The organism is Rugamonas sp. FW305-51 (assembly GCF_058786935.1).
Genome location: NZ_JBYSZG010000011.1, coordinates 1 through 22,027 on the forward strand (window position 1 = coordinate 1; position 22,027 = coordinate 22,027).

The following is a 22,027-nucleotide window of genomic DNA, read 5'->3' on the forward strand; positions in this document are numbered from 1 at the left end:
CCCAGACCCCGCCCGCCACCTCTTCCCGCAGCCAGCACGCGCCGGCCGCCAGGCCCGCGCAGGGACAGCCACGCCCGTCGAATGGGGGGCAGCAGGGCCAGCGTGGCCAGCCGCGCCAGGGGCAGGCGGGGCAGCGATCGGGTGCCGGCCAGCCGGGGACGCAAGGCCAGCGCGTGCCGCGCGCCGATGATGCGCGGGGCGGTCAGGCGCCGCGCGGCGCCCGGCCGGCCGGACAGCTGGGCGAAGCGCTGCGCGCCGCCCGTGGCGACGGCCAGCGTGGCGGACGGGCCGAAGGCCGCCCGGAAGGGCAGGGCCAGCCGCGCCCCGCGCGCCCGCGCCTGACGCCGGAGGAACAGGCGGCCAAGGCAGCCGAGGTGGCGTTCCGCAACCCGCTGCCGCCCATCACGTATCCGGAAGACTTGCCCGTGTCGGGCCGCCGTCACGAGATCGCGGAGGCGTTGCAGAATAACCAAGTCATCATCGTGTGCGGCGAGACGGGCTCCGGCAAGACCACCCAGTTGCCCAAGATCTGCCTGGAACTGGGCCGGGGCCAGTCGGGCCTGATCGGCCACACCCAGCCGCGCCGTATCGCCGCCTCGTCCACGGCCAAGCGCATCGCGCAGGAGCTGGGCACGCCGCTCGGCGTCACGGTGGGCTTCAAGGTGCGCTTTGCCGATACGCTGACGCGCGGCGCCTCCGTCAAGCTGATGACGGACGGTATCCTGCTGGCCGAGACCCAGACCGACCCGCTGCTCAAGGGCTACGACACCATCATCATCGACGAGGCGCACGAACGCAGCCTCAACATCGACTTCCTGCTGGGCTACCTGAAGCAGCTGCTGCCGCGCCGGCCGGACCTGAAAGTGATCATCACCTCGGCCACTATCGACGCCGAGCGCTTCGCGCGCCACTTCGGCTCGCCGGAAAAGCCGGCGCCCGTGATCGAAGTGTCGGGCCGCTTGTACCAGGTGGAAGTGCGCTACCGCCCGGTGGACCGCGACCTGGTGACGGGCGACGCGCCCAAGCCGGCGCCCCGGGCCGCCGCCGCCCGTGATAGCGCAAGGGAAAAGCGTGACCTGATGGACGCCGTGGTCGACGGCGTGGACGAGTTGTGCCGCATCGGTTCCGGCGACGTGCTGGTATTCCTGCCGGGCGAGCGCGAAATCCGCGACGCGGCCGAGGCGCTGCGCAAGCACCACCCGCCGCACGTGGAAATCCTGCCCCTGTTCGCGCGCCTGTCGGCCGAGGAGCAGGAGCGCGTGTTCAGGCTGACCAACGCGCGCCGCATCGTGCTGGCCACCAACGTGGCGGAGACGTCGCTCACCGTGCCCGGCATCCGCTACGTGGTGGACGCGGGCCTGGCGCGCGTCAAGCGCTACAGCTACCGCAACAAGGTCGAGCAGCTGCAGATCGAACCGATCGCGCAGTCGGCCGCCAACCAGCGCGCCGGCCGTTGCGGCCGCGTGGCCGACGGCGTCTGCATCCGCCTGTACGAAGAGCAGGACTTCCTGCAGCGCCCCAAGTTCACGGAACCGGAAATCCTGCGCTCGTCGCTGGCCTCCGTCATCTTGCGCATGAAGTCGCTGCACCTGACGGACGTGGAGACTTTCCCCTTCATCGAGCCGCCGCTGGCACGCGCCATCGCCGACGGCTACCAGCTGCTGCAGGAGCTGGGCGCGGTGGACGAGTACAACCAGCTGACGGCGCTGGGCAAGAAGCTGGCCAAGCTGCCGCTGGACCCGCGCGTGGGCCGCATGATCCTGGCCGCGCTCGACAACGTGTGCCTGAGCGAAGTGCTGATCGTGGCCGCGGCCCTGTCGGTGCAGGACCCGCGCGACCGCCCGCTGGAACACCAGCAGGCGGCCGACGAGGCGCACAAGAAGTTCGCCGACGAGAAGTCCGAGTTCCTCAGCTACATCAAGATCTGGAAGTGGTTCGAGTCCGCCATCGAACACAAGAAGACCAACCGCCAGCTGCAGGACAATTGCCGCAGCAACTTCCTGTCCCAGCTGCGCCTGCGCGAGTGGCGCGATGTCCATTCGCAGCTGCTGACCATCGTCAAGGAGCAGGGCTGGCGCCTGAACGACACGCCGGCCACCTACGAGAACCTGCACCTGGCCCTGCTGACCGGCCTGCTGGGCAACATCGGCTTCAAGTCCGAGGACGAACCGGGCGCCGGCTTCCTGGGCGCGCGCGGCATCAAGTTCCACATCTGGCCCGGTTCCTCGCTGCTGAAAAAGCCGGGCAAGTGGATCATGGCCGCCGAGCTGGTGGACACCACGCGGCTGTACGCGCGCTGCGTGGCCCAGATCCAGCCCGAGTGGCTGGAAAAAGTGGGCGGCCACCTGCTGAAGAAATCGTGGGGCGAACCGCGCTGGGAAAAGCGTTCCGCGCAGGTGACGGCGTCCGAACGGGCCACCCTGTACGGCCTGGTGGTGTACAGCCAGCGCCGCATCAACTACGGCCTGTTCAACCCGGCCGAAGCGCGCGAAATCTTCATCCGCGATGCACTGGTGGGCGGCGACTACGACACGCGCGCACCGTTCTTCGCGCACAACCACAAGCTGATCAAGGAGATCGAGAACCTCGAGCACAAGTCGCGCCGGCTCGACGTGCTGGTGGACGATGAGCTGATCGCCGCCTTCTACGACAAGCTGATCCCGGCCGACGTGGTCAACGGCGCCGGTTTCGAGAAGTGGCACAAGGACGCCACGGCCGCCGAACCCAAGCTGCTGTACCTGAACCGCGACGAGCTGATGCGCCACGAGGCGGCCGGCGTGACCACCGACCTGTTCCCGAAGATGATGGCCGTCACGGGACTGGAAATGCAGCTGACCTATCACTTCGAGCCGGGCAGCGTGCGCGATGGCGTCACCATGGCCGTGCCGCTGTATGCGCTGAACCAGCTGCCGCGCGAGCGCTGCGAATGGCTGGTGCCGGGCATGCTGAAGGAAAAAGTGCATCTGCTGCTCAAGTCGCTGCCGCAGAAGCTGCGCCGCCACTGCGTGCCGCTGCCCGATTACGCGGCCAAATTCTGCGAGCGGGTGCAGGAGGCCGGCACCTTCGGGCGCGGCGACCTGATCGACGCCATCATTGCCGACATCCGGTCCCAGATCACGATCTCCGTGCTGACCACGGACTTCAAGCCGGAAACGCTGCCCGCCCACCACTTCATGAATTTCAAGGTGATCGACGAGCATGGCCGCCAGCTGGAGATGGGCCGCAACCTGGCGACCTTGCAGGCCGAATTCGGCACGCAGGCGCGCGAGAGCTTCCAGAAGATGGCTGAAGTGTCCGGCACGCAGGGCGTGAGCATGCGTGCGCTGGGCACGGGTGGCGCCTTGCCGGCGGCAGGGCAGGGCGGCAATGCTGGCGCTGGCGCTGGCAGGCAAGCACCAGGCGGCCCGGGCATGCAAGGCGCTCCGGGCGCGCAAGCGGCGGGCGCCAAGGGCAAGGCTGGCGTCGCCGCCGCGGGCGGTACGGCCGGTGGCGACCAGCCTTCGGCCGCGGACGGTATCACGCTGACGGGCCTGACCAGCTGGACTTTCGGCGAGTTGCCGGAGCTGCTGGAAATCGCCCAGGGCAAGCTGACCTTGATCGGCTTCCCCGCCCTGGTCGACAAGGGCACGCACTGCGACCTGGAAGTATTCGACGACCCGACCGTGGCCGCGCGCACCCACCGCGTGGGCTTGCGCCGCCTGTTCGCACTGCAGCTCAAGGACCAGATCAAGTTCATCGAGAAAAGCATACCCGGCCTGCAGCAGATGGGCATGCAGTACATGGCCATGGGCTCGCAGGAAGAGTTGCGCGACCAGATCATCAACAAGGCGCTCGACATCGCCTGCCTGCAAGATCCGCTGCCCATCGACGCGGCCTCGTTCACCAAGCGCAAGGACGAGGGCAAGTCACGCCTGGTACTGCTGGTGAACGAGATCGCGCGCCTGCTGGCGCAAGTGCTGACGGAATTCCACGGCCTGCCCAAGCGGCTGCAAGGCTTGCCGCAGCAGGCCGCGGCCGATATGCAAAGCCAGCTGCAGGGCCTGGTCCACAAACGTTTCCTGTCCGAGAACGAGTACAGCCAGCTGGCCCACTTCCCCCGCTACCTGAAGGCGATCAACGTGCGGATCGAAAAACTGCGCGCCGATCCGGCCCGTGACGCCAAGTTGATGGCGGAATGGCAGCAGGCCGCCATGCTGTATCAACGCGCCAGCAAGGACCGCCAGGCCGGCAAGAACACGGACCCCAAAATGGTCGAGTTCCGCTGGATGCTGGAGGAGTTGCGCGTTTCCTTGTTTGCGCAGGAACTGCGGACGCCTATGCCGGTGTCCGTCAAGCGCCTGCAAAAAGTGTGGGAGTCGATGCAACGTTAAGCAACGGTAGGCCAGCATGATGCGCGGGCGATCCTTGCCCGCCGCGCGCCTGCTTGCCGTTGCCGCGTGCGCTAGTGGCGGCTCTGGCTGGTGCCACCGATGTGTGGCTCGGTGCCATAGAACGAGTGCACCTGGTTGACCCAGTCGTCCGTCGTCATGTCGGGCCAGTCGTCCTTGTCGAAACCGGGGGCGTTCTTCAGCGTTTCCTTGTCCACGTCCAGCAGGAAGCGCTTGTTGACGGTGTCGAGCGACAGCCTTTCCCACGGCACGGCAAACAGCTTTTCGCCGATGCCGACGATGCCGCCGAACGACAGCACGGCATAGGCCACTTCGCCCGTTTGCATGTCGAGCATGATTTCCTTGATGTCGCCCAGCTCTTCATCGTTCTGGTTGTACACGTCTTCGCCGATCAGCGTGTCGGCGCCCATCAACCGGGGGCCGGGGCCGCTCTTGTCCGTGTGCTTGTAGATACCGAAAATATCACGGTCCAGATAGCTCATGATTGTCTCCTTCCATACAAAACGCCGCCTCAAATACGCGGCGATGTAAACAGGATAGGACAAGAAAATGGAGCATGTCTGATCTGTCTCAATCGTGTTCGCCCGTCGGTGGTGCGCATCTTCATGCTGCGCGGAGCACTGTTGTTGTAAGTGCTCCAGCGTACCGACGCGTGTAGCGTGCGCGCGTTACATTGCCTCTTCCTTACAGCATGCGGCGGTGAACATGATGGTCAAGAGTGCCGCCGGCACACGGTTGTTGCGTAGTCTGGTGCGGTCGGGCAAGGCGCAGCAGCGTTCTATCGGAAAGATGGTGACGCAGCTGTTTGCCGCGCCCAAGGCGAAACCCAAGCCCAAGCCCAAGCTACGGCCGGCGGCGAAAGCTGTCGCCAAGCCTAAAAGCATTCCCCGGAAAGCGGCGGCAGTGCCGCATGTGTCCGCTTCACCTGGAAAATGGCTGGCGTCCCATTACACGGCGCCAGCTGCCATCGGCGTTGGCGCGGCAAGGCGCATGAGTTACTGGCTCTACTTGCCTGATCGGCTTGCTGAACGGGCGGGCGGCGCCGGCCTGCCGCTGGTGGTGATGCTGCACGGTTGCCAGCAGACTGCCACCCAGCTGGCGCAGGGGACGCGCATGAATCAGCTGGCCGAGCGCGGCGGCTTCGCCGTGCTGTATCCGCAGCAACGCGTCAGCAGCCATGCCCAGCGCTGCTGGAAGTGGTATGACCACGCCACCCAGTTGGGCGGCGGCGACGTGCCCATGATCGTTGGCATCATCGACAAAGTGCAGCGGCAGTATGCGCTGGACCGTAGCCGCATCTATATTGCCGGCATGTCGGCCGGTGCGGGCATGGCCCATATCGTCGCGCTCAACCATCCCGGCCTGATTGCAGCGGTGGGCCTGCATTCCGGACCGGCGTTCGGCGCGGGCCACAGCACCGTCGGCGCGCTGGGCGTGCTGCAGCACGGTGCCGGTGTCCGGGGCGAGCATGCGATCCGTGACGTATTGCTGCGGCGGCCCGGGTTCCCTGCCATGCCGACCATCCTGATCCAGGGCGATGGCGACCGCGTGGTGCGGCCCGTCAACCAGAGCCAGCTGTTACAGCAGGGCTTGCTGTTGCATGGGCTGGCGCCTGGCATGGCGGCCAAGGTCAGCAGCAAGCCGGGTGGCCGTGCCGGCAGCCCCGGCGCGCACCAGATCCACGACTATTTTGTGGGCCGCACATTGCTGCTCAGGGTGGCGCGTATCGCGCAGCTGGGACATGCCTGGAGCGGAGGCGATCCGGCCGTGCCGTTCCATGCCGGCGCAGGTCCGGACGCGAGCCAGATGATGCTGGAGTTTTTTGCGCACCACCGGCGCGCGCCCGCGTGAGCGTTACAGTCCACTAGAGCAGGAAGGCCAGTGCCGCCACGACCGTGGGCGGCAGCGCACCCATGAGCAGGCCCAGCGCGCCGATCGATTCGTCCTGGAAGCCGCGCCGCAGCAGCGACACGCCGGCCGGATTGGGCGCGTTGGCGATCACCGTCAGGCCGCCGCCGGCCACGGCCCCGGCCACCAGCATGTACTGGGACTGGACGGAAATGCCCTGGATGAGCGAACCGAGATAGGTCAGGGCCGCGTTGTCGGTAATGGCCGTCAAACCCAGCGCGCTGAAGAACAGGGCCACCGGCGGCAGGCTAGCGACGATGGGCTGCAACCACCATTGCTGCATGCCGCCCAGCACCACCAGTCCGGCCAGGAAGAAGCCGACCAGCAAGCCTTCCTTGACGATCAGCGTGTGCTGGTAGCGCTGGTAGGCCTGGGTAAAGCCGAGGAACAGCAGGAAGATGCCGAGGAACAGCACCGGATGGTGGCCCAGCACCACCACGGCGGCCAGGAAGGCCAGGTGGATGGCGGCCACGGCCAGCGGCACCGGTGCTTGCTCCGCGTCGCCCGATTGCGCGGCGGCGCCGTCCACATGGCGGCGCAGCAGGAAGGTGACGACGGTGGCGTTGAACAGCACGGCGATGGCGGCCTTCCAGCCGAAGTGGCTGGCCATGAAGGCGCTGTCCCATTGCCAGGTGGTGGCCACCATCAGCACGGGCGGCGCGGCGTAGGCCGTCAGCGTGCCGCCGATCGAGACGTTGACGAACAACACGCCCAGCGCCGCATACTTCAGCCATTCCGGCATGCCGTGGCGGAACACCTGCGGCGCCAGCATCAGCGCGGCCAGCGTCATGGCGGCCGGCTCCGTGATCAGGGAACCCGTCAGCGGCACCAGCGCCAGGCCGAACCAGACCAGCGTCAGTTCCGTGCGCAGCGGCACCAGCCGGGCCAGCAGGCGCAGCGTGCGCTGCACGATGTCGAGCACGGGCCGCGAGGCCGCCACCACCATGACGACGAACACGAACAGCGGCTCCGTGTACTGGCGCGTTTCCGCGTAATCGATGGCGGCCTGGCCGCCTTGCAGCAGGGCCATGGCGATGACCAGCACGAAAGCCCAGAAGCCGAACACCACTTCGACCTCGCCCAGCAGGTGGAACAGGCCGGCGTGGCGCGGGTGGCGGTGGGCCAGCACTTCGAACGACTTGGCGGCAAAGGTGTGCAGCAGCGCCAGGCCGAACAGGATGGCGCCGATCAGTTGCATGGTAGTCATGGGGCTCCGTTGGTGTCCGTATCGGCTCCATGTTACAGCATATGCAAGGTTTCCAATATTCAATCCGCACCCGGCGGCAGATAGCCCTTGCCAAAACGGGCGCCAGATAGTACTGTGTATTTATACAGTATTTTGCGATTGAATCCCGCTTGAATCCCATGTCCCGTTCCGCTCCCATTGCCGCGCCCGAAGCCGTGCATCCGTCGTTATGGCTCGCTTCGCAACTGGCGCACAGCAGCACCCGCTGCGTCGACACGGGCTTTGCCGCCCTGTCGGCCCAGTTGCCGGGCGGCGGCTGGCCGCTGGGCACGCTGATCGACTTGCTGGTGCAGCAGCCCGGCAGCGGCGAATTGCGGCTGCTGCGGCCGGCCCTGGCCAGCCTGGGCCAGCGCTCCATCGTGCTGCTGCAGCCGCCCCATGTGCCGCAGGCGCTGGCGCTGGCCGCGCTGGGTTTGCCGCCGTCGCAGCTGATCTGGATACGCAGCGGCGCCAGGAGCGCCGATGCCCTGTGGGCGGCGGAACAGGTGCTGCGCAGCGGCTGCTGCGGCGCGCTGCTGCTGTGGCAGTCCCACGCGCGCGGCGAGACGCTGCGCCGGCTGCACCTGGCGGCGCAAAGCGGCGACACCCTGTTCTGCATGCTGCGGCCGCTGGCGGCGGCGCAGGATGCGTCGCCGGCGCCGCTGCGGCTGTCGCTGCGGCCGGCGGCCGGCGGCATCGAGCTCGGCTTCGTCAAGCGCCGGGGACCGCAGCGCGATGCGCCGCTGTTCCTGCCACTCACTCCTTCTTTATTGCAGCGCCATGCGTCTCTGGATCGGCCTCTACCTGCCCCGGCTCCCGCTCGAAGTGTTTTGCCCGCGCTGGTCGGATGACCAGGCCAGCGTGGTGCTGGAGCAGGAGCGCGTACTGGCCGCCTCGCCGCAGGCGCAGGCGGCCGGGGTGCGGCCGGGCATGCGGCGCGGCGGGGCGCTGATGCTGGCGCCGCAGGCCCAGCTGCACCAGCGGGCGCCGGCGCTGGAGGCCGACGCGCTGCAGGCCGTGGCCATGGCGCTGCTGCAATTTACGCCCCAGGTGGCCGAGGGCGAGGAAGCGACGCTGCTGATGGACGTGGGCGCCAGCCTGCGCCTGTTCGGCGGCATCCGCGCCCTGTGCCGGCAAGTGCTGGCCAGCCTGCAGGCGCTGGGCTTCACGGCCGCGCTCGGCTGCGCGCCCACGGCGCGGGGCGCCTGGCTGCTGGCCCGCAGCGGGGGCGGGCGCAGCCTGAAGATGGCGACGCTGGAGCGGCGCCTGGCGTGCCTGCCGTGCAGCCTGCTGCCGCCCGCGCGGCCCTACCTGAGCTGGTTCGAGGGCATCGGCTGCCTGACCGTGGGCGAGCTGCGCCGCCTGCCCCGTCCCGGTCTGCAGCGCCGCTGCGGCCGGGCCCTGCTCGACATGCTGGACGGCGCGCACGGGCAGACGGCCGAGCTGTTCGAATGGCTGGCCGCGCCGGAAAGCTTCCGCGCCAGGCTGGAACTGTTCGACCGGGTCGAGCATGCGGAAGCGCTGCTGTTCGGCGCCCACCGGCTGCTGCTGCAAATGACGGGCTGGCTGTGCGCGCGCCAGTTCGCCGTCGAGCGCGTCAGTCTGGTGCTCGAGCATGAACGGGGCAAGGTGGCCCGTGCGCCCACGGTGGTGGAGCTCGTGCTGGCCGAACCGACCTGGCGCGCCGAACACCTGCTGCGCCTGCTCAAGGAACGGCTGGCCAAGCTGGCGCTGGAGGCGCCCGTCATCGGCCTGTGCCTGGAAGCGCTGCAGGTGCAGCCCATGGCCCCGCCCAGCGCGTCGCTGTTTCCCGAACCGGGCGGCAGCAAGGAAGACCGGCAGCGGCTGTTCGAACTGCTGGTGGCGCGGCTGGGGCCGGACAATGTGCTGCAGGCCGCGCCCCAGGCCGACTACCGGCCCGAGCTGGCCAACCGCTGGGTCAGCGTGCAGGAAAAGATACGCCCGGCCGACGCCCGCGCCCAACTGCCGCCGGACATGCCCAGCCTGCCCCGGCCCGCCTGGCTGCTGGCCAAGCCCATCGCATTGCTGATGCGCGACCACCGGCCGTTCTACGGTTCGCCGCTGAAGATGATGTCGGGCGGCGAGCGCATCGAGGCGGGCTGGTGGAGCCAGACCCAGACCCGCGACTATTTCATCGCCGAGGGCCTGGACCATGCGCATTACTGGGTCTACCGCGAACGCCTGGCCAGCGCGGACGGGCAGGCCGAGCCGCGCTGGTATCTGCACGGCTTGTTTGGCTAGCTAGCCGAGCGCCCGTCCTTCGGCGACCAGGATCTCCTCCAGCCGGTCGCCGTCGCGCAGCACGAACAGCGCGTCCATGCCGCGCTCCCTGGCCAGTGCCACGCCGTCGGCCTGGCCCAGCACCATCAGTGCCGTGGCCCAGGCATCGGCCAGCATGCAAGTGGGCGCCAGCACACTGACGGCCGCGACACCGTTGGCCACCGGCTGGCGCAAGCCCGGATGCATGGTGTGCGCATAGCGCGTCCCCGCCACATCGACCCAATGGCGATAATCGCCGGAAGTGGCGATCGCCGTGTCGTGCAGTTCCATCACGCCGCCCACCTCGCGGATGCCATAGGTCGGCTTTTCGATCGCCACGGTCCATGCGCCACCATCGGGTTTTTCCGAGCGCGCACGCATTTCCCCATCGATGCCGACCAGGTAGCGGTCTATGCCCCAGCCATCGAGGCAGTGTGCGAGCTGGTCCACGCCATACCCCTTGGCGATGCCCGACAGGTCAAGCGCCACCGGCGCCAGCTTGCGCACCCGCCGGCCCGCATGGTCGAGCTCCAGGGCCGTGCCGGCCGGCTGGTATGCCGCGCCATGCAACGCCGCGCGCTGCGGCGAGGGCGTGCGTTGCGCGGGACCGAAGCCCCAGTCCTCCACCAGCTGGCCCACCCCCATGTCGAAGGCGCCGTTCGATTGTTGGCCCACCAGCAGTCCCGTCGCCAGCACCTGCGCCAGCTGTTCCGGAATGGCCACCCAGCTATCGATGGGTGCGGCATTCAGGCGGCACAGGTCGGAAGCGCGATTCCAGCCCGACATCTGCCGATCGACCTGGTCGACGGCGGCGAACAGGCTGGCGCCGACGGCCTTCAGCGCCAATGGTTCGCAGGCATAGAAGACGGCGCTGTAGCGGGTGCCCATGGTCGCGCCATTGAGGCTGTAGCGCCGCAGCGCAGGGGCGGCAAGGTCAGAACACGTCTTCACGGTACCGTCCTTCCTCCCGCAACGTCTGCACGTTCAGTTTGAGCGGGGCCAGTATCTCGTCCAGCGCCTGGCGGACGCTGCCGGCCATGGCCCGGCTGCCGCACACCAGTACCTGGCCATGGTTGCCGATCAGCTGGCGCATGTTGTCGGCGTCCTCCATCAGCCGGTTCTGCACCCGCTCCCCATGCTGGACCCGCGAAAAGGCCGTGTGCAGCTGCGTCAGCCTGCGGTCGGCCAGGTAGTTGCGCAGCTCTGGTTCGTACAGGAAATCGGTTTCGGGATTGCGTCCGCCCCAGTACAGGTACATCGGGTGTTTGCCCGTGTTGTTGCGGATGAAGCCGGCCAGCGGGCCGATGCCCGTGCCGGCGCCGATCAGGATCACGGGCGCCTTGCCCGAGGCGGGACGGAACTGCGGATTGGGCTGGATGAACAGCGCGATCCGGTCCCCCGGCCGCAAGCCATGCAGATAGGTCGAGCACACGCCCGCCGGCTGCTTGCGCACGCAAATTTCGAGTACCCCGTTGCGCGCGCCGCTGGCCAGCGAATAAAAGCGCGGCATCGGACTGCCGGGCGGGATGATGCCGGCCAGGTCGCCCGCTTCGAAGCGGGGCAGCCGTTGCCGCGCCAGCCGGCGCCTGAGCCAGTGGGCGTCCGGCCCAGGGGGCGCGGCGACAAAGCGCAGCACGACGGTGGGATCCTGTTCTTCCAGGCCGTAGTCGATACGCTCACGCAATTGCAGCGTATGGGTGCGCGGATGGACAGGCGTATGTTCGAGCACCAGCTCGTGGCCGAGCAAGGCGCCGACGCTGGCGCCCCAGCGGGCAAATTCCTGGCTCGACTGGCGGTCTATCCTGGTCAGTTCCAGCAACCGGTGCCAGCCGCGCGCCGCCATGGCCGCGTCCACGTCCTGGGCGAACTGGCAAAACCGGGGAAACTGGCGGTCGCCGAAACCGAGCACGGTGAACCGGCAAGCCGGGTTGGGGGCGATGGCCGCCAGATGGGCGAGGAATTGCCGGGCCGAGGCGGGCGCCTCGCCGTCGCCATAAGTCGCCGTCAGGATGAACAGCTGGCGCGCGGCGCCGTGGCGGGACGAGAACTGGTTCATGGGCGCCGTGTGCACCCGTTGCCCGGCGGCCCGCAGCGCCTCGTGCAGTACCTGCGCGAAACCCCAGGTACTGTTGTTCTCGCTGCCCACCAGGATCACGGTCTGGGCCGACTGCGCCGGACTGTTGCCGGCGATGCGGGGCTTGGCGCGCTGCCGCTGCCACCACACGATGGCGCCGGTCGCGGCCAGCCAGGGCGCGCCGAGCGCGCTCAGCCCCAGCAGCAGGCCCAGCCACCACAAGCCTTCGCCGGTGTGCAGCTGGTAGATCAGTTCATACGCTTCCCGTACGCCGCTGTGGGCGCGATAGACGAGCGCGGCCCCCGTGGCCTGGTCGACATAGGCGTCGCCTTGCGCGGTGCGCAGGGTGTAGACGGCGGCGCGGTCGCCGGGCAAGGGGAAATCGAGCTCGCGCAGGTCGGCCAGCCTGGTGGCCTGCAAGGCGGGCAGGCGGGCGGCGGGCAAGGGCGTGCCGCCGGAGGTGGCGGCGGGAAAGTCGGGTTCGTCCTGGGTGCCGTCGGAAACGAGGGCGAAGGTGGCCGCCGACATGTAGCTGCCGGTCAGGGCCGACAACAGCAGTCCGGCGGCGGCCAGGCGGGCGACCTGGGCATGCCAGCGCTGGCTGCGGTTGCCGTGCAGGGGCCGCGCCAGCCGGCGCCAGCCGCCGACCCGCTGGGCCAGCAGCGCGATGCCCGAACCGGACAGCAGCAGCATCGCCAGTGCCGTGATGCCGGTCGCCGCGCTGCCGGCCGTATCGAGCATCAACGACCGGTGCAGTTCCTTGACCCAGCGCATCAAGGCCGACGGCGTGTAGGGGGCGATGCGCTGGCCGCTTGTCGGATCGACCCGGTCCACGCCCGAAGTGCTGCCCGCGCTGTAGTAGACGATGATCGAACCGGAGGGCGTGCGCTGGATTTGTTCCACTCCTGGATACTGGCGCGTCACCCGCTCCGCCAGTTCGGCCACGCTGGCGCCGGCCGGCACGCTGGTGCCGAGCCGGTCGAGCGCGGGATCGAGCGACAGCACGGCACCCGTGATCCCGATCAGCATGACCAGCAGCGCGCTGATCAGGCCGGGGAGCGAATGCAGCTGGCGCAGCATGTGCGGGGAGCTTACATGTCGTAAGTGAAGGACTGGACGTAGCCCCGTCCGCTGACCGGCTTGCCCGCACCCTGTTTGGTCAGCGGCGCGCGCGCATCGGCCGGATGGTCGCGGCCATCCTCGACGGCGCTGTCGATCCGGATTTCATAGCCGGCATCGATCAGGGTGTCGGCCAGTTCGACCGTCACCTTGAGCGCCTTGCCGCTGCCCACGCTGGCGCCGCTGACGCCGTCGAATTCGCGCGCGTTCAGGCCGCTGCCGCGGGCCCAGTCGCTCAGGTGCTTGTAGTATTTCGATTTCTTCCCCGCCACCCACAGCGTTTTCTTGTACTTGCCGGTGGCGTCGGTGAGGTAGAGGGCCAGGTAGGCGCCGTTGCCGGCGTAGTTCTTCAGCTGTGCCGTCAGCACCACCGGCCGCGCCTGGGCCAGGGCGGGCAACGCCAAAGCACCTGCCAGGCAGGCGTAAGCTGTCGTATGTTTCATTGTGTTTCCCCATTGGAGGCCGGACCCGCGCGCCGGCGGATGGGCCCGTGCGGTTGCGGGCCGAGATAATCGGACGTTTCGCCGGCCGGCCCGAATTCCACCGCCAGGCTACGGATACGCAGCGAGGCTGGCGCGTATTTGGCCTTGATCTTGTTGCCGTTGCGGTCGATTCCCCTAAGCTCGTAGCAGCCGTCATCGATCTTGATCCGCTGGACCGTCCAGCCGCGCTGTTCGGCCTCGTGCTGCAATTGCTCACGGGGTTTCCAGTCGGCGACGGGATCGCTGCAACTGACCTCGGCGAACGCCACGCCGCTGGCGCCAAGGGCGGCCAGGACGATCAATGGGCGAAACGGGAACATCGCGTACTCCTCGTTACAGTATCGCCACTTTAGTGGGCAATACTGACATCAGGCTTACCAGTGCGACCAGCGGGAGGACGCGGGGGCTGTTCCCGTGGGGAAGAAAAAAGAGTTTATTCGTCGTCGTTGAATTCTTCGGCCAGGTCTTTCCAGCCCTTGCCGGCGGCGTAGGTGTTGAATTCGTCGGGCGCTTCCAGCACCATCAGTTTGTTTTCCTGCAGCACGGAGTCGCCCGGCGTCAGGGCCGGGCCCTTGTAGCCCATGGTACGCAGCTGGGCCACGATGGCCGCGATCAAGGTCTTGTCCTTGTGCAGGCCGGCAATGGCGCCGGCGAAATCCACGTACACGTCGATGGCGCCGTAACCTTCGTCGAAGATGCGGATCGCCTTGATGTCGTGGGCACGGCCGGAGCCGTCGGTGGCCTTGAACGGGCCGCTGAGCTGGATGTCGGTGTCTTTGTTCATGGCGCTAGGATACACCATACGGCGCCCATCGGGCAGCGGCGCGGGCCGCGCCGCCGCCGTGTCCCCTTACTTCAGCGGGGTCAGGATGGCGCCCAGGCGGTCTGGCGTGCCGGCGATGCGCTCCAGGCGCGGATACTTGAGGCCGTCATGATAGTCGAGGGCGATGGTGCGGTACAGATTGCCCTTCTTGACCAGCAGTTCGATCGCCTGCTTGCCGCCCTTGGCGGCCGTGACGGCGGCCCGCAGCGCGTCGGCCTTGTAGGCGCGGCCGTTGACGGCCAGCAGTGTCGTGTTACCCGACAGGCCGGCGCGGAAGCCCGGGCCTTCCCAGCGCAGCGCCTCGATCTTGCCTTCCGGCCCCACCGAGAAGCCCAGCGAATACTGGAAGTTGGCCCACTTGCTTTGCTCTTCCTGGGCTTTCAGGAACTCGGTCGGCTGGTCCGAGTACACCAGTTTCCAGCCGGCGCGGGCCAGGCCGTCGAGCGGGGCGCCGGGGCCGTGGCCGTCGAGCCGGGTGCGCAGGAAGCTGGCCCAGTCATAGGCTTGCACCGCGTTCAGGGCCGCCACCACGTCCTCGAAGGTGTAATACCGGGCCACGCTGACGCCGTCGTCCACGCCGAAGAAGCCGCGGGCGAAGTCGTTCAGCGAGCGGCGCTCGTTCGACATTTCGCGGATCTTGGTGTCCACGTCGAGCCAGATCAGGGCTCCTTCCGAGTAATAATCCTCGCCCCGCTGCCAGTTGTTCCACGGCTGGGGACGGCGCCCGTTGATGATGGGGTCGTTGGTGGTGTCCTGCACGGCGCGCCAGCTGCGGCCCTGCACCGCGTCGTAGCGGGCGGCCATGGCGGCGAACAGGTCGCGCATGTGTTCCGGCTTGATCAGGCCGGAACGGGCCGCCAGCACTTCGCCCCAGTACTGGGTCTGGCCTTCGTACACCCACAGCAGGGCGTTCTGCAGCGGCGTGTTGAAATCGGGCACATCCTGGCCGGCCGGACGGCGGAACTTGCCGTTCCACGAATGGGCGAATTCATGGGGCAGCAGGCCGCGCTCGCCTTCGCTCTTGGCCCAGTCCGTGAAGTAGCCCGTCTTCAGGCCGTTCTCGCTGGACTGGTGGTGTTCGCGGCCGATGCCGCCGAAATCGTCGCTCAGGGCGAACAGGAAATCATAGTGCGCATAGTGCTGCGAATTGAACAGCTTGATGGCCTGGCTCACCATGGCGCGGTGCAGTTCGATCTGCTCCGGCTTGGCGTCCAGCGCCTCGGCCGTGTCGGCCATGAGGTCCAGGTGCACCGGCACCCTGGCGCCCGGCGCCAGGTCGATGCGGCGGAAATAGCGGCCCGCGAACAGGGGCGAGTCGACCAGCTTTTCCAGGTCGAGCGGCTGGAACGCCACGTCGTCGCCCGTGCGACTGGCCGTCTCCAGCGCCGTGCCGTACTGCCAGCCGGCCGGCAGCGTCAGGTTGGGCTGGACCGTGATGCGGCGCGTGTGATAGCCGGCCGGATACAGGGCCATCGCATGCCATTGGACGCCGAGCATGTCGCTGGTGATGGTGGTGCGGCCCTGGTTCGCCTCCACCGGCGACAGGAACTGGTATTCCGCCTCCAGCGCGGTGGCGCCGGCCGGCACGTCGAGGTGGAAGGCGTGCACGTTGACCGGGTCGCGCTGCCAGGCGAGCTCCTTGCCGTCCACGCTCAGTTTGAGGCCGGCGAACTGGTTGAGCGGGCCGCTGGGACCATGGTTGCCCGGCACCCACTGCGGATATAGCAGCGTCAGCTTGCCGGGACGGACGGGGATGCTTTCATGGATGCGGAAGATTTGCTGGGCCGTATTGCTGGCGTCCACTTTCAGGACGATGGTGCCCGGATAGGGCTGGTCCACGGGCGCCGGGATGGATTCGGCCCGGGCCGCGAGGCCGGTGGCCAGCAGGGCCGCCAACAGCGCGGTGGCGCGCAGGCGAGGCAGACGGGACAGGGATACGGTCTTGGTCTGGGACAGGGTCATGGTCGGTTACTGGGTGGTGGCAATGTAAGAAGCTGGCGAGTGTAGCATGTGGGCAACTAAAAAATCTCGCCATCATGGGGACTGGCGGCAACAGCGGGAGGGGCTGGCGGCTGGCGCCATTTTTTTACATTTTTTTTGCCGGCTGGGGACGGTGGCGGTGTTTTTCAAGATCTTGAAACGGTGCCCGGGCACCGTATATGGGACTCAGCGGTTGCCCAGCAGGGGACCGCAACCCCATATCGCTTAACTTGAAAAGGATATCCACCATGCGTACTTTCGACCTGACCCCCCTGTACCGTTCCGCCATCGGTTTCGATCGCCTGGCCCAGCTGCTCAACGACGCCCAGCGCGGCGACAGCCAGCCCAGCTATCCCCCCTACAACATCGAACTGGTATCGGAAGACAAGTACCGCATCGTGATGGCGCTGGCCGGCTTTGACCGCGCCGAGATCGACATCACGGCCGAACGCGATACCCTGCACATCGTGGGCCGCAAGCAGCGCGACGGCGTCGAGCGCACCTATCTGCACCGCGGCATCGCGGCGCGCGACTTCGAGCAGCGCTTCCAGCTGGCCAACCACGTCAAGGTGACGGGCGCCGCGTTCGAGAACGGCATGCTGACCATCGAGCTGGTGCGCGAAGTGCCCGAGGTGCTCAAGCCACGCAAGATCGTCATCGGCGGCGACAACGTCACCCCGCTGGAGCAGCGCCAGGCCGCATAAGGGCGCCGGGGCAGGGCACACCGTGCCCGCTGCCCTGACGGCGCAATCCGCAATTCCCACTGGCCGGCTTGTCCGGCCAGCGGCGTTTGCGCCGCCGGCCAGCCGCGCCGGCGTCATGCCGGCCACCATTTGGCATGACTTCTAAGCATGGCCTAAGTTTCCTGCTCCATATTGGATACGTCAACAACCTCATTCAATTCAGGAGTGCTGCAATGTCTCAAACTACTCTGTTCGGATCGATGACCGTCAAGCGTCTTACCCTGGCAGTGGCCGCCGTGGGCGTGCTCGCCGCGGGAGGTGCCATCGCCGTCCATCAAAGCAATGCCGTGGCCGCCGCCGCGCCCGGCCTGGGCGTGGCGCCCGCCGCCGCCCCCGTGCCCGGCGCCGTGCCGGTGCCGGCGCCCATGATGACGCTGCCCGACTTCAGCACCATCGCCGCCCACAACGGGCCGGCCGTGGTCAACATCAGCGTCACGGGCAGCACCAGGACGGCGGTCGACCTGGGCGACCAGGCCAGCGGCCGCGGCGACCCGTTCGGCAACGATCCGTTCTTCGAATTCTTCCGCCGCTTCCAGGGCCAGCAGCGCGGCATGCGCGACGTGCCCACCCATGGCGTCGGTTCCGGCTTCATCATCAGCCCGGACGGCGTGATCCTGACCAATGCCCACGTGGTGCGCGATGCGAGCGAAGTGAGCGTCAAGCTGACGGACCGCCGCGAATTCCGCGCCAAGGTGCTCGGCTCCGATCCCAAGACGGACGTGGCGGTGCTCAAGATCGACGCCAAGAACCTGCCCGTGGTGCCGCTGGCCAAGGCCAACGACTTGAAAGTGGGCGAGTGGGTGCTGGCCATCGGCTCGCCCTACGGCCTGGAGAGCACGGTGACGGCCGGCGTGGTCAGCGCCAAGGGCCGCTCGCTGCCGGACGGTAACGTACCCTTCATCCAGACCGACGTGGCCGTCAACCCCGGCAACTCGGGCGGTCCCCTGTTCAACACGCGCGGCGAAGTGGTGGGCATCAATTCCCAGATATACAGCCAGACGGGCGGCTACCAGGGCCTGTCGTTCGCCATCCCGATCGACGTGGCCAGCAAGGTCAAGGACCAGATCGTGGCCACCGGCAAGGTGGTGCACGCCAAGCTGGGCGTGACGGTGCAGGAAGTGAACCAGGGCTTTGCCGATTCCTTCGGCCTGCCCACGCCGGAAGGGGCGCTGGTGTCGAACGTGGAGCGCGGCAGCGCGGCCGAGAAGGCCGGCCTCAAGCCGGGCGACGTGATCCGCAAGCTCAATGGCCAGACCATTGTCAGCTCGGGCGACCTGCCGGCCGTGGTGGGACTGTCCACGCCCGGCGATAAAGTGGCGCTGCAGGTCTGGCGCCAGGGCAAGACGGTGGACGTGACGGCCACCCTGGCCAACGCCAACGACAAGACGGCCGACGCCGACCAGCCCACCCATGGCGCCAGCGCCAAGCTCAAACTGGGCCTGGCCCTGCGTCCGCTGGACGCCCAGGAGCGGCGCGAATCGGGCCTGGCCAGCGGCCTGCTGATCGAGGATGCCGGCGGCGCGGCCGCCTACGCGGGCGTGCAGCCGGGCGACGTGCTGCTGTCCGTGAACGGCCGGCCGGTCAACAGTGTGGAGCAGGTGCGCGACGTGGTGTCGAAGTCGGACAAGTCGGTGGCCTTGCTGATCCAGCGCGGGGATGAGAAGATCTTCATTCCCGTGCGGCTGGGCTGATCTTCGGGCCGGCAGGGCGCAACAATAAGAACGGAAAGGAAACCCATGCGACTACTGCTGGTGGAAGACGATACGATGATCGGCGAAGTAGTGCTCGACCTGCTGCGGGCCGAGCACTACGCCGTGGACTGGGTCAAGGACGGCGACATGGCCGACACGGCCCTGCAAACCCAGACCTACGACCTGGTGCTGCTGGACCTGGGCCTGCCCCGCAAGGACGGCCTGGAGGTACTGCGCTCGATGCGGCTGCGCAAGGAGCTCACGCCGGTGCTGATCGCCACCGCGCGCGACGCCAAGGAACAGCGCATCGCCGGCCTGGACGCGGGCGCCGACGACTACGTGCTCAAGCCCTACGACCTGGACGAGCTGCTGGCCCGCATCCGCGCGCTGCTGCGCCGCTCGGCCGGCCGGGCCGAACCCGTGTTCGAGCACAAGGGCGTGACGGTCAACCCGCAAACGCGGGAAGTGACGGTGGAGGGCAAGCTGGTCAACCTGTCGGCCCGCGAATGGGCCGTGCTGGAAGCGCTGATCGCCCGTCCCGGCATCGTGCTGTCGCGCCACCAGCTGGAGGAAAAGCTGTACAGCTGGAAGGATGAAGTCAACAGCAACGCGGTGGAAGTGTACATCCACGGCTTGCGCAAGAAACTAGGCAGCGAACTGATACAGAACGTGCGCGGCCTCGGTTACATGGTGCCCAAGGAATGAAGGTGAAAGTGAAAGTGCCGCGCGTCCCCGTCACGCACTCGCTGCGCGGACGCCTGCTGTGGTTCCTGCTGGCGGCCATCACCATGGCGGCCGTGGCCCAGGCCATGATCGCCTACCGCAGCGCGCTGTACGACGCCGACCAGATCTTCGACTACCACATGCAGCAGATGGCGCTGTCGCTGCGTTCCGGCGCGCCGCTGGCCAACAGCGCGGCCGCGCCGCTCACCGATCCCGGCAACGACGACCTGGTGGTGCAGGTGTGGACCCCGGACGGGGTGCAGGTGTTCCGGTCGCTGTCGCACGCCGACCTGCCGCAGCGCGCCGTGCTGGGCTTTTCCAATGTGCGCGCCAACGGCACCACCTACCGCATCTTCTCGGTCGCCACCAGCAACCAGACGGTGCAGGTGGCGCAGGACATGGCCGTGCGCCAGCGTATGGCCGGCACGCTGGCGCTGCGCACGGTGGGGCCGATCGCCGTCATGGCGCCGATGCTGATGCTGGTGGTGTGGTGGGTGGTGAGCGGTTCGCTGGCGCCGGTGGCGCGGGTGCGGCGCCAGGTAGCGGCGCGCCGGGCCGACGACCTGTCGCCCGTGTCCGACGCCGACCTGCCGGACGAAGTGCGGCCGCTGGTGCAGGAGCTGAACCTGCTGTTCGGCCGCGTCAAGACGGCGTTCGACGCCCAGCAGCATTTCGTGGCCGACGCCGCGCACGAGCTGCGCTCGCCGCTGGCCGCGCTCAAGCTGCAGGCCCTGAGCCTGGAGCGGGCGCCGGACGAGCAGGCGCGCGCCGTCGCCATCGGCCGCCTGACGGCCGGCATCGAACGCGCCACGCGCCTGGTGGAACAGTTGCTGGTGCTGGCGCGCCAGGAAGCGGACGCCAGCACGCTGGCGCCGCTGGACCTGACGGAACTGGCGCGGCGCACGCTGGGCGAGCTGGCCAGCCTGGCGCAGGCGCGCCACATCGACCTCGGCCTGCACCATGCGGACCAGGCCAGCGTGGCCGGCCATCCCGACGCGCTGGTGATCCTGCTGCGCAACCTGGTCGACAACGCCATCAAGTACACCCCGGCCGGCGGCACGGTGGACGTGGAGCTGCGGCGCGCCGGCGACGGCGCCGTCACGCTGTGCGTGGAGGACAGCGGCCCCGGCATCTCGCCCGAGGAGCGCGAGCGCGTATTCAGCCGCTTCTACCGGGTGCCCGGCAGTGCGGCCGGCGGCAGCGGCCTGGGACTGGCCATCATCAAGGCCATCGCCGAGCGGCACGGCGCCACGCTGGCGCTGGAGCAGTCCGAGCGCCTGGGCGGGCTCAAAGTGAAGATCGCCTTTCCCGCCGCCTGACCGGCCGGGCGTCTGGCGCTCAGGCCCGAAAAACTCTCGGCCCCGGATGTGCCGCTCCGCTAGAATGTCGTTTTTGACACGCGGCGGAGCGGCGAATGAAGAAAATCGGATTTTCCGGGACACTGGACCCGATCACCAACGGCCATATGTGGGTGATCGGCGAGGCGCGCTCGCTGGCGGACGAGGTGGTGGTGTTCCTGTCCGAGAATCCGGCCAAGAAGCCCAAGTTCTCCGCCGAGGAGCGCAAGAGCATCATCGCCCTCAGCTGCGCCGAGCAGGGCTGGGACAATGTGCAGGTGGTGATCGTCAAGGGCGACTACACGGCGCGCGCGGCCAAGAAGCACGGCGCCGACTGCCTGATCCGCGGCATCCGCACCACCGCCGATTTCGACTACGAGAACCTGATCCAGCAAACCAACGTCGACGTGCTGCAAGGCGCCAAGACCATCTTCGTCATGCCGCCGCGCGACCTCGGTTCGGTCAGCTCCAGTTTCGTCAAGGCGCTGGAAGGGCCGATCGGCTGGAACTGGATCATGAAGAAGTTCGTGCCCGGCCCGGCCTACCACGCCTGGGTACTGAGCTGGCTGCGCAAGGAATGGGAAACGCTGTGGGACTACGCCCACGCCGACGCCCCGGCCATCGCCCATGCCGACCAGTGGTTCGTGCGCCTGACGGGCAGCACGGCCTACGGCGGGCCGGCGCGCCACTATCACAACCTGGACCACTTGGTGCATGGCCTGTGCGAGATTCGCGTGTGGGCAGCCAACACCCAGCCCGACCCGCGCGACGTCGACATCATCAAGCAGGCGTTCTGGTTCCATGACGCCGAATATGGCGCCGTTCATGGCGCCGTATCGAACGAGGAAGCGAGCGTGCAGATGTGGCTGGGCAGCAGCCTGTGTCACGACATGGGCGACGCGGCCGAGCTGATACGGGCCACCGACCACTTCCAGGAAGGCGCCATCCATCATCGGCTGAAGGACATCATGCTCAGCGTGGACCTGGCCATCCTGGGCCAGGACGAAGAAGTGTACGGGAACTATGCGCGCGGCATCCGTCAGGAATACATCCACCTGACGGAGGCGAAGTACCGCGAGCAGCGCGGCGGTGCGCTGGCCCACCTGCGGCGCAAGGCCGAGGCACAACAACTGTTCGGCAACGCCTACTTCGCCGACCAGTACAACGAGCGCGCCATCGAAAACATGACGCGCGAGCTGGCGCAGCTGGGGGCATGATATTGTTTCGTGCGTTGTTCGAGGACGGGACGAACAT

The 22,027-nt window shown here is 67.8% G+C and carries 17 protein-coding genes; 9 read left to right on the forward strand and 8 right to left on the reverse strand.

Annotated features, from left to right (window positions below):
* Window positions 1-4,370: ATP-dependent RNA helicase HrpA (gene hrpA / locus AC3WOS_RS10010; protein WP_492715777.1), on the forward strand; the 4,370-nt coding region annotated here is incomplete at its 5' end.
* Between the two features lie 71 nt (window positions 4,371-4,441).
* On the opposite strand, the gene AC3WOS_RS10015 is transcribed toward hrpA, so the two are convergent.
* Window positions 4,442-4,870 carry a PRC-barrel domain-containing protein gene (locus AC3WOS_RS10015; RefSeq protein WP_492715778.1) on the reverse strand — a complete coding sequence of 143 codons (429 nt, stop codon included), beginning with the start codon at window positions 4,868-4,870 and terminating at the stop codon, window positions 4,442-4,444.
* A 508-nt stretch (window positions 4,871-5,378) separates the two neighbouring features.
* Between AC3WOS_RS10015 and AC3WOS_RS10020 the strand changes: the two genes are divergently transcribed.
* Window positions 5,379-6,239, forward strand: coding sequence for an extracellular catalytic domain type 1 short-chain-length polyhydroxyalkanoate depolymerase (locus AC3WOS_RS10020; protein ID WP_492715779.1), 861 nt, complete (start codon window positions 5,379-5,381; stop codon window positions 6,237-6,239).
* Window positions 6,240-6,252: 13 nt separating this feature from the next.
* On the opposite strand, the gene AC3WOS_RS10025 is transcribed toward AC3WOS_RS10020, so the two are convergent.
* Entirely contained in the window at window positions 6,253-7,503 is a 1,251-nt protein-coding gene (locus AC3WOS_RS10025; RefSeq protein ID WP_492715780.1) for a putative Na+/H+ antiporter, read from the reverse strand.
* A 158-nt stretch (window positions 7,504-7,661) separates the two neighbouring features.
* On the opposite strand from AC3WOS_RS10025, the gene imuA reads away from it, so the two are divergent.
* Both imuA and AC3WOS_RS10035 read left to right on the forward strand, forming a co-directional pair.
* Window positions 7,662-8,372, forward strand: coding sequence for a translesion DNA synthesis-associated protein ImuA (gene imuA / locus AC3WOS_RS10030; protein WP_492715781.1), 711 nt, complete (start codon window positions 7,662-7,664; stop codon window positions 8,370-8,372).
* The gene (locus AC3WOS_RS10035; protein ID WP_492715782.1) at window positions 8,302-9,783 is read left to right on the forward strand and encodes a Y-family DNA polymerase; all 1,482 of its coding nucleotides are present in this window, start codon (window positions 8,302-8,304) and stop codon (window positions 9,781-9,783) included. Before imuA ends, AC3WOS_RS10035 begins: the two co-directional genes overlap by 71 nt.
* Here AC3WOS_RS10035 and AC3WOS_RS10040 read toward each other — a convergent pair whose 3' ends face one another.
* The 6 genes from AC3WOS_RS10040 to AC3WOS_RS10065 form a co-directional block, all read right to left on the reverse strand.
* On the reverse strand, window positions 9,784-10,752 hold the full coding sequence (locus AC3WOS_RS10040) for an FAD:protein FMN transferase (protein WP_492715783.1): 969 nt from the start codon (window positions 10,750-10,752) through the stop codon (window positions 9,784-9,786).
* Window positions 10,736-12,955, reverse strand: coding sequence for a PepSY domain-containing protein (locus tag AC3WOS_RS10045; protein ID WP_492715784.1), 2,220 nt, complete (start codon window positions 12,953-12,955; stop codon window positions 10,736-10,738). Before AC3WOS_RS10045 ends, AC3WOS_RS10040 begins: the two co-directional genes overlap by 17 nt.
* An 11-nt stretch (window positions 12,956-12,966) precedes the next feature.
* The gene (locus tag AC3WOS_RS10050) at window positions 12,967-13,437 is read right to left on the reverse strand and encodes a DUF2271 domain-containing protein (RefSeq protein WP_492715785.1); all 471 of its coding nucleotides are present in this window, start codon (window positions 13,435-13,437) and stop codon (window positions 12,967-12,969) included.
* Window positions 13,434-13,796, reverse strand: a complete 363-nt coding sequence (locus tag AC3WOS_RS10055) for a PepSY domain-containing protein (protein WP_492715786.1) — start codon at window positions 13,794-13,796, stop codon at window positions 13,434-13,436. Before AC3WOS_RS10055 ends, AC3WOS_RS10050 begins: the two co-directional genes overlap by 4 nt.
* A 113-nt stretch (window positions 13,797-13,909) precedes the next feature.
* The gene (locus AC3WOS_RS10060) at window positions 13,910-14,260 is read right to left on the reverse strand and encodes a hypothetical protein (RefSeq protein ID WP_492715787.1); all 351 of its coding nucleotides are present in this window, start codon (window positions 14,258-14,260) and stop codon (window positions 13,910-13,912) included.
* 66 nt (window positions 14,261-14,326) lie between these two features.
* The gene (locus AC3WOS_RS10065; RefSeq protein WP_492715788.1) at window positions 14,327-16,261 is read right to left on the reverse strand and encodes a M61 family metallopeptidase; all 1,935 of its coding nucleotides are present in this window, start codon (window positions 16,259-16,261) and stop codon (window positions 14,327-14,329) included.
* 266 nt (window positions 16,262-16,527) lie between these two features.
* Here AC3WOS_RS10065 and AC3WOS_RS10070 point away from each other — a divergent pair, with 266 nt between their 5' ends.
* From AC3WOS_RS10070 to coaD, 5 genes are all read left to right on the forward strand, one after another.
* Window positions 16,528-16,983, forward strand: coding sequence for an Hsp20 family protein (locus AC3WOS_RS10070; RefSeq protein WP_492715789.1), 456 nt, complete (start codon window positions 16,528-16,530; stop codon window positions 16,981-16,983).
* A 212-nt stretch (window positions 16,984-17,195) separates the two neighbouring features.
* Window positions 17,196-18,713, forward strand: a complete 1,518-nt coding sequence (locus AC3WOS_RS10075) for a DegQ family serine endoprotease (RefSeq protein WP_492715790.1) — start codon at window positions 17,196-17,198, stop codon at window positions 18,711-18,713.
* Between the two features lie 45 nt (window positions 18,714-18,758).
* The gene (locus AC3WOS_RS10080) at window positions 18,759-19,418 is read left to right on the forward strand and encodes a response regulator (RefSeq protein ID WP_492715791.1); all 660 of its coding nucleotides are present in this window, start codon (window positions 18,759-18,761) and stop codon (window positions 19,416-19,418) included.
* Window positions 19,415-20,755 carry an ATP-binding protein gene (locus tag AC3WOS_RS10085; protein WP_492715793.1) on the forward strand — a complete coding sequence of 447 codons (1,341 nt, stop codon included), beginning with the start codon at window positions 19,415-19,417 and terminating at the stop codon, window positions 20,753-20,755. The genes AC3WOS_RS10080 and AC3WOS_RS10085 overlap by 4 nt, the downstream gene beginning before the upstream one ends.
* Window positions 20,756-20,850: 95 nt before the next feature.
* The gene (gene coaD / locus AC3WOS_RS10090) at window positions 20,851-21,990 is read left to right on the forward strand and encodes a pantetheine-phosphate adenylyltransferase (RefSeq protein ID WP_492715794.1); all 1,140 of its coding nucleotides are present in this window, start codon (window positions 20,851-20,853) and stop codon (window positions 21,988-21,990) included.
* Window positions 21,991-22,027: the final 37 nt, after the last annotated feature.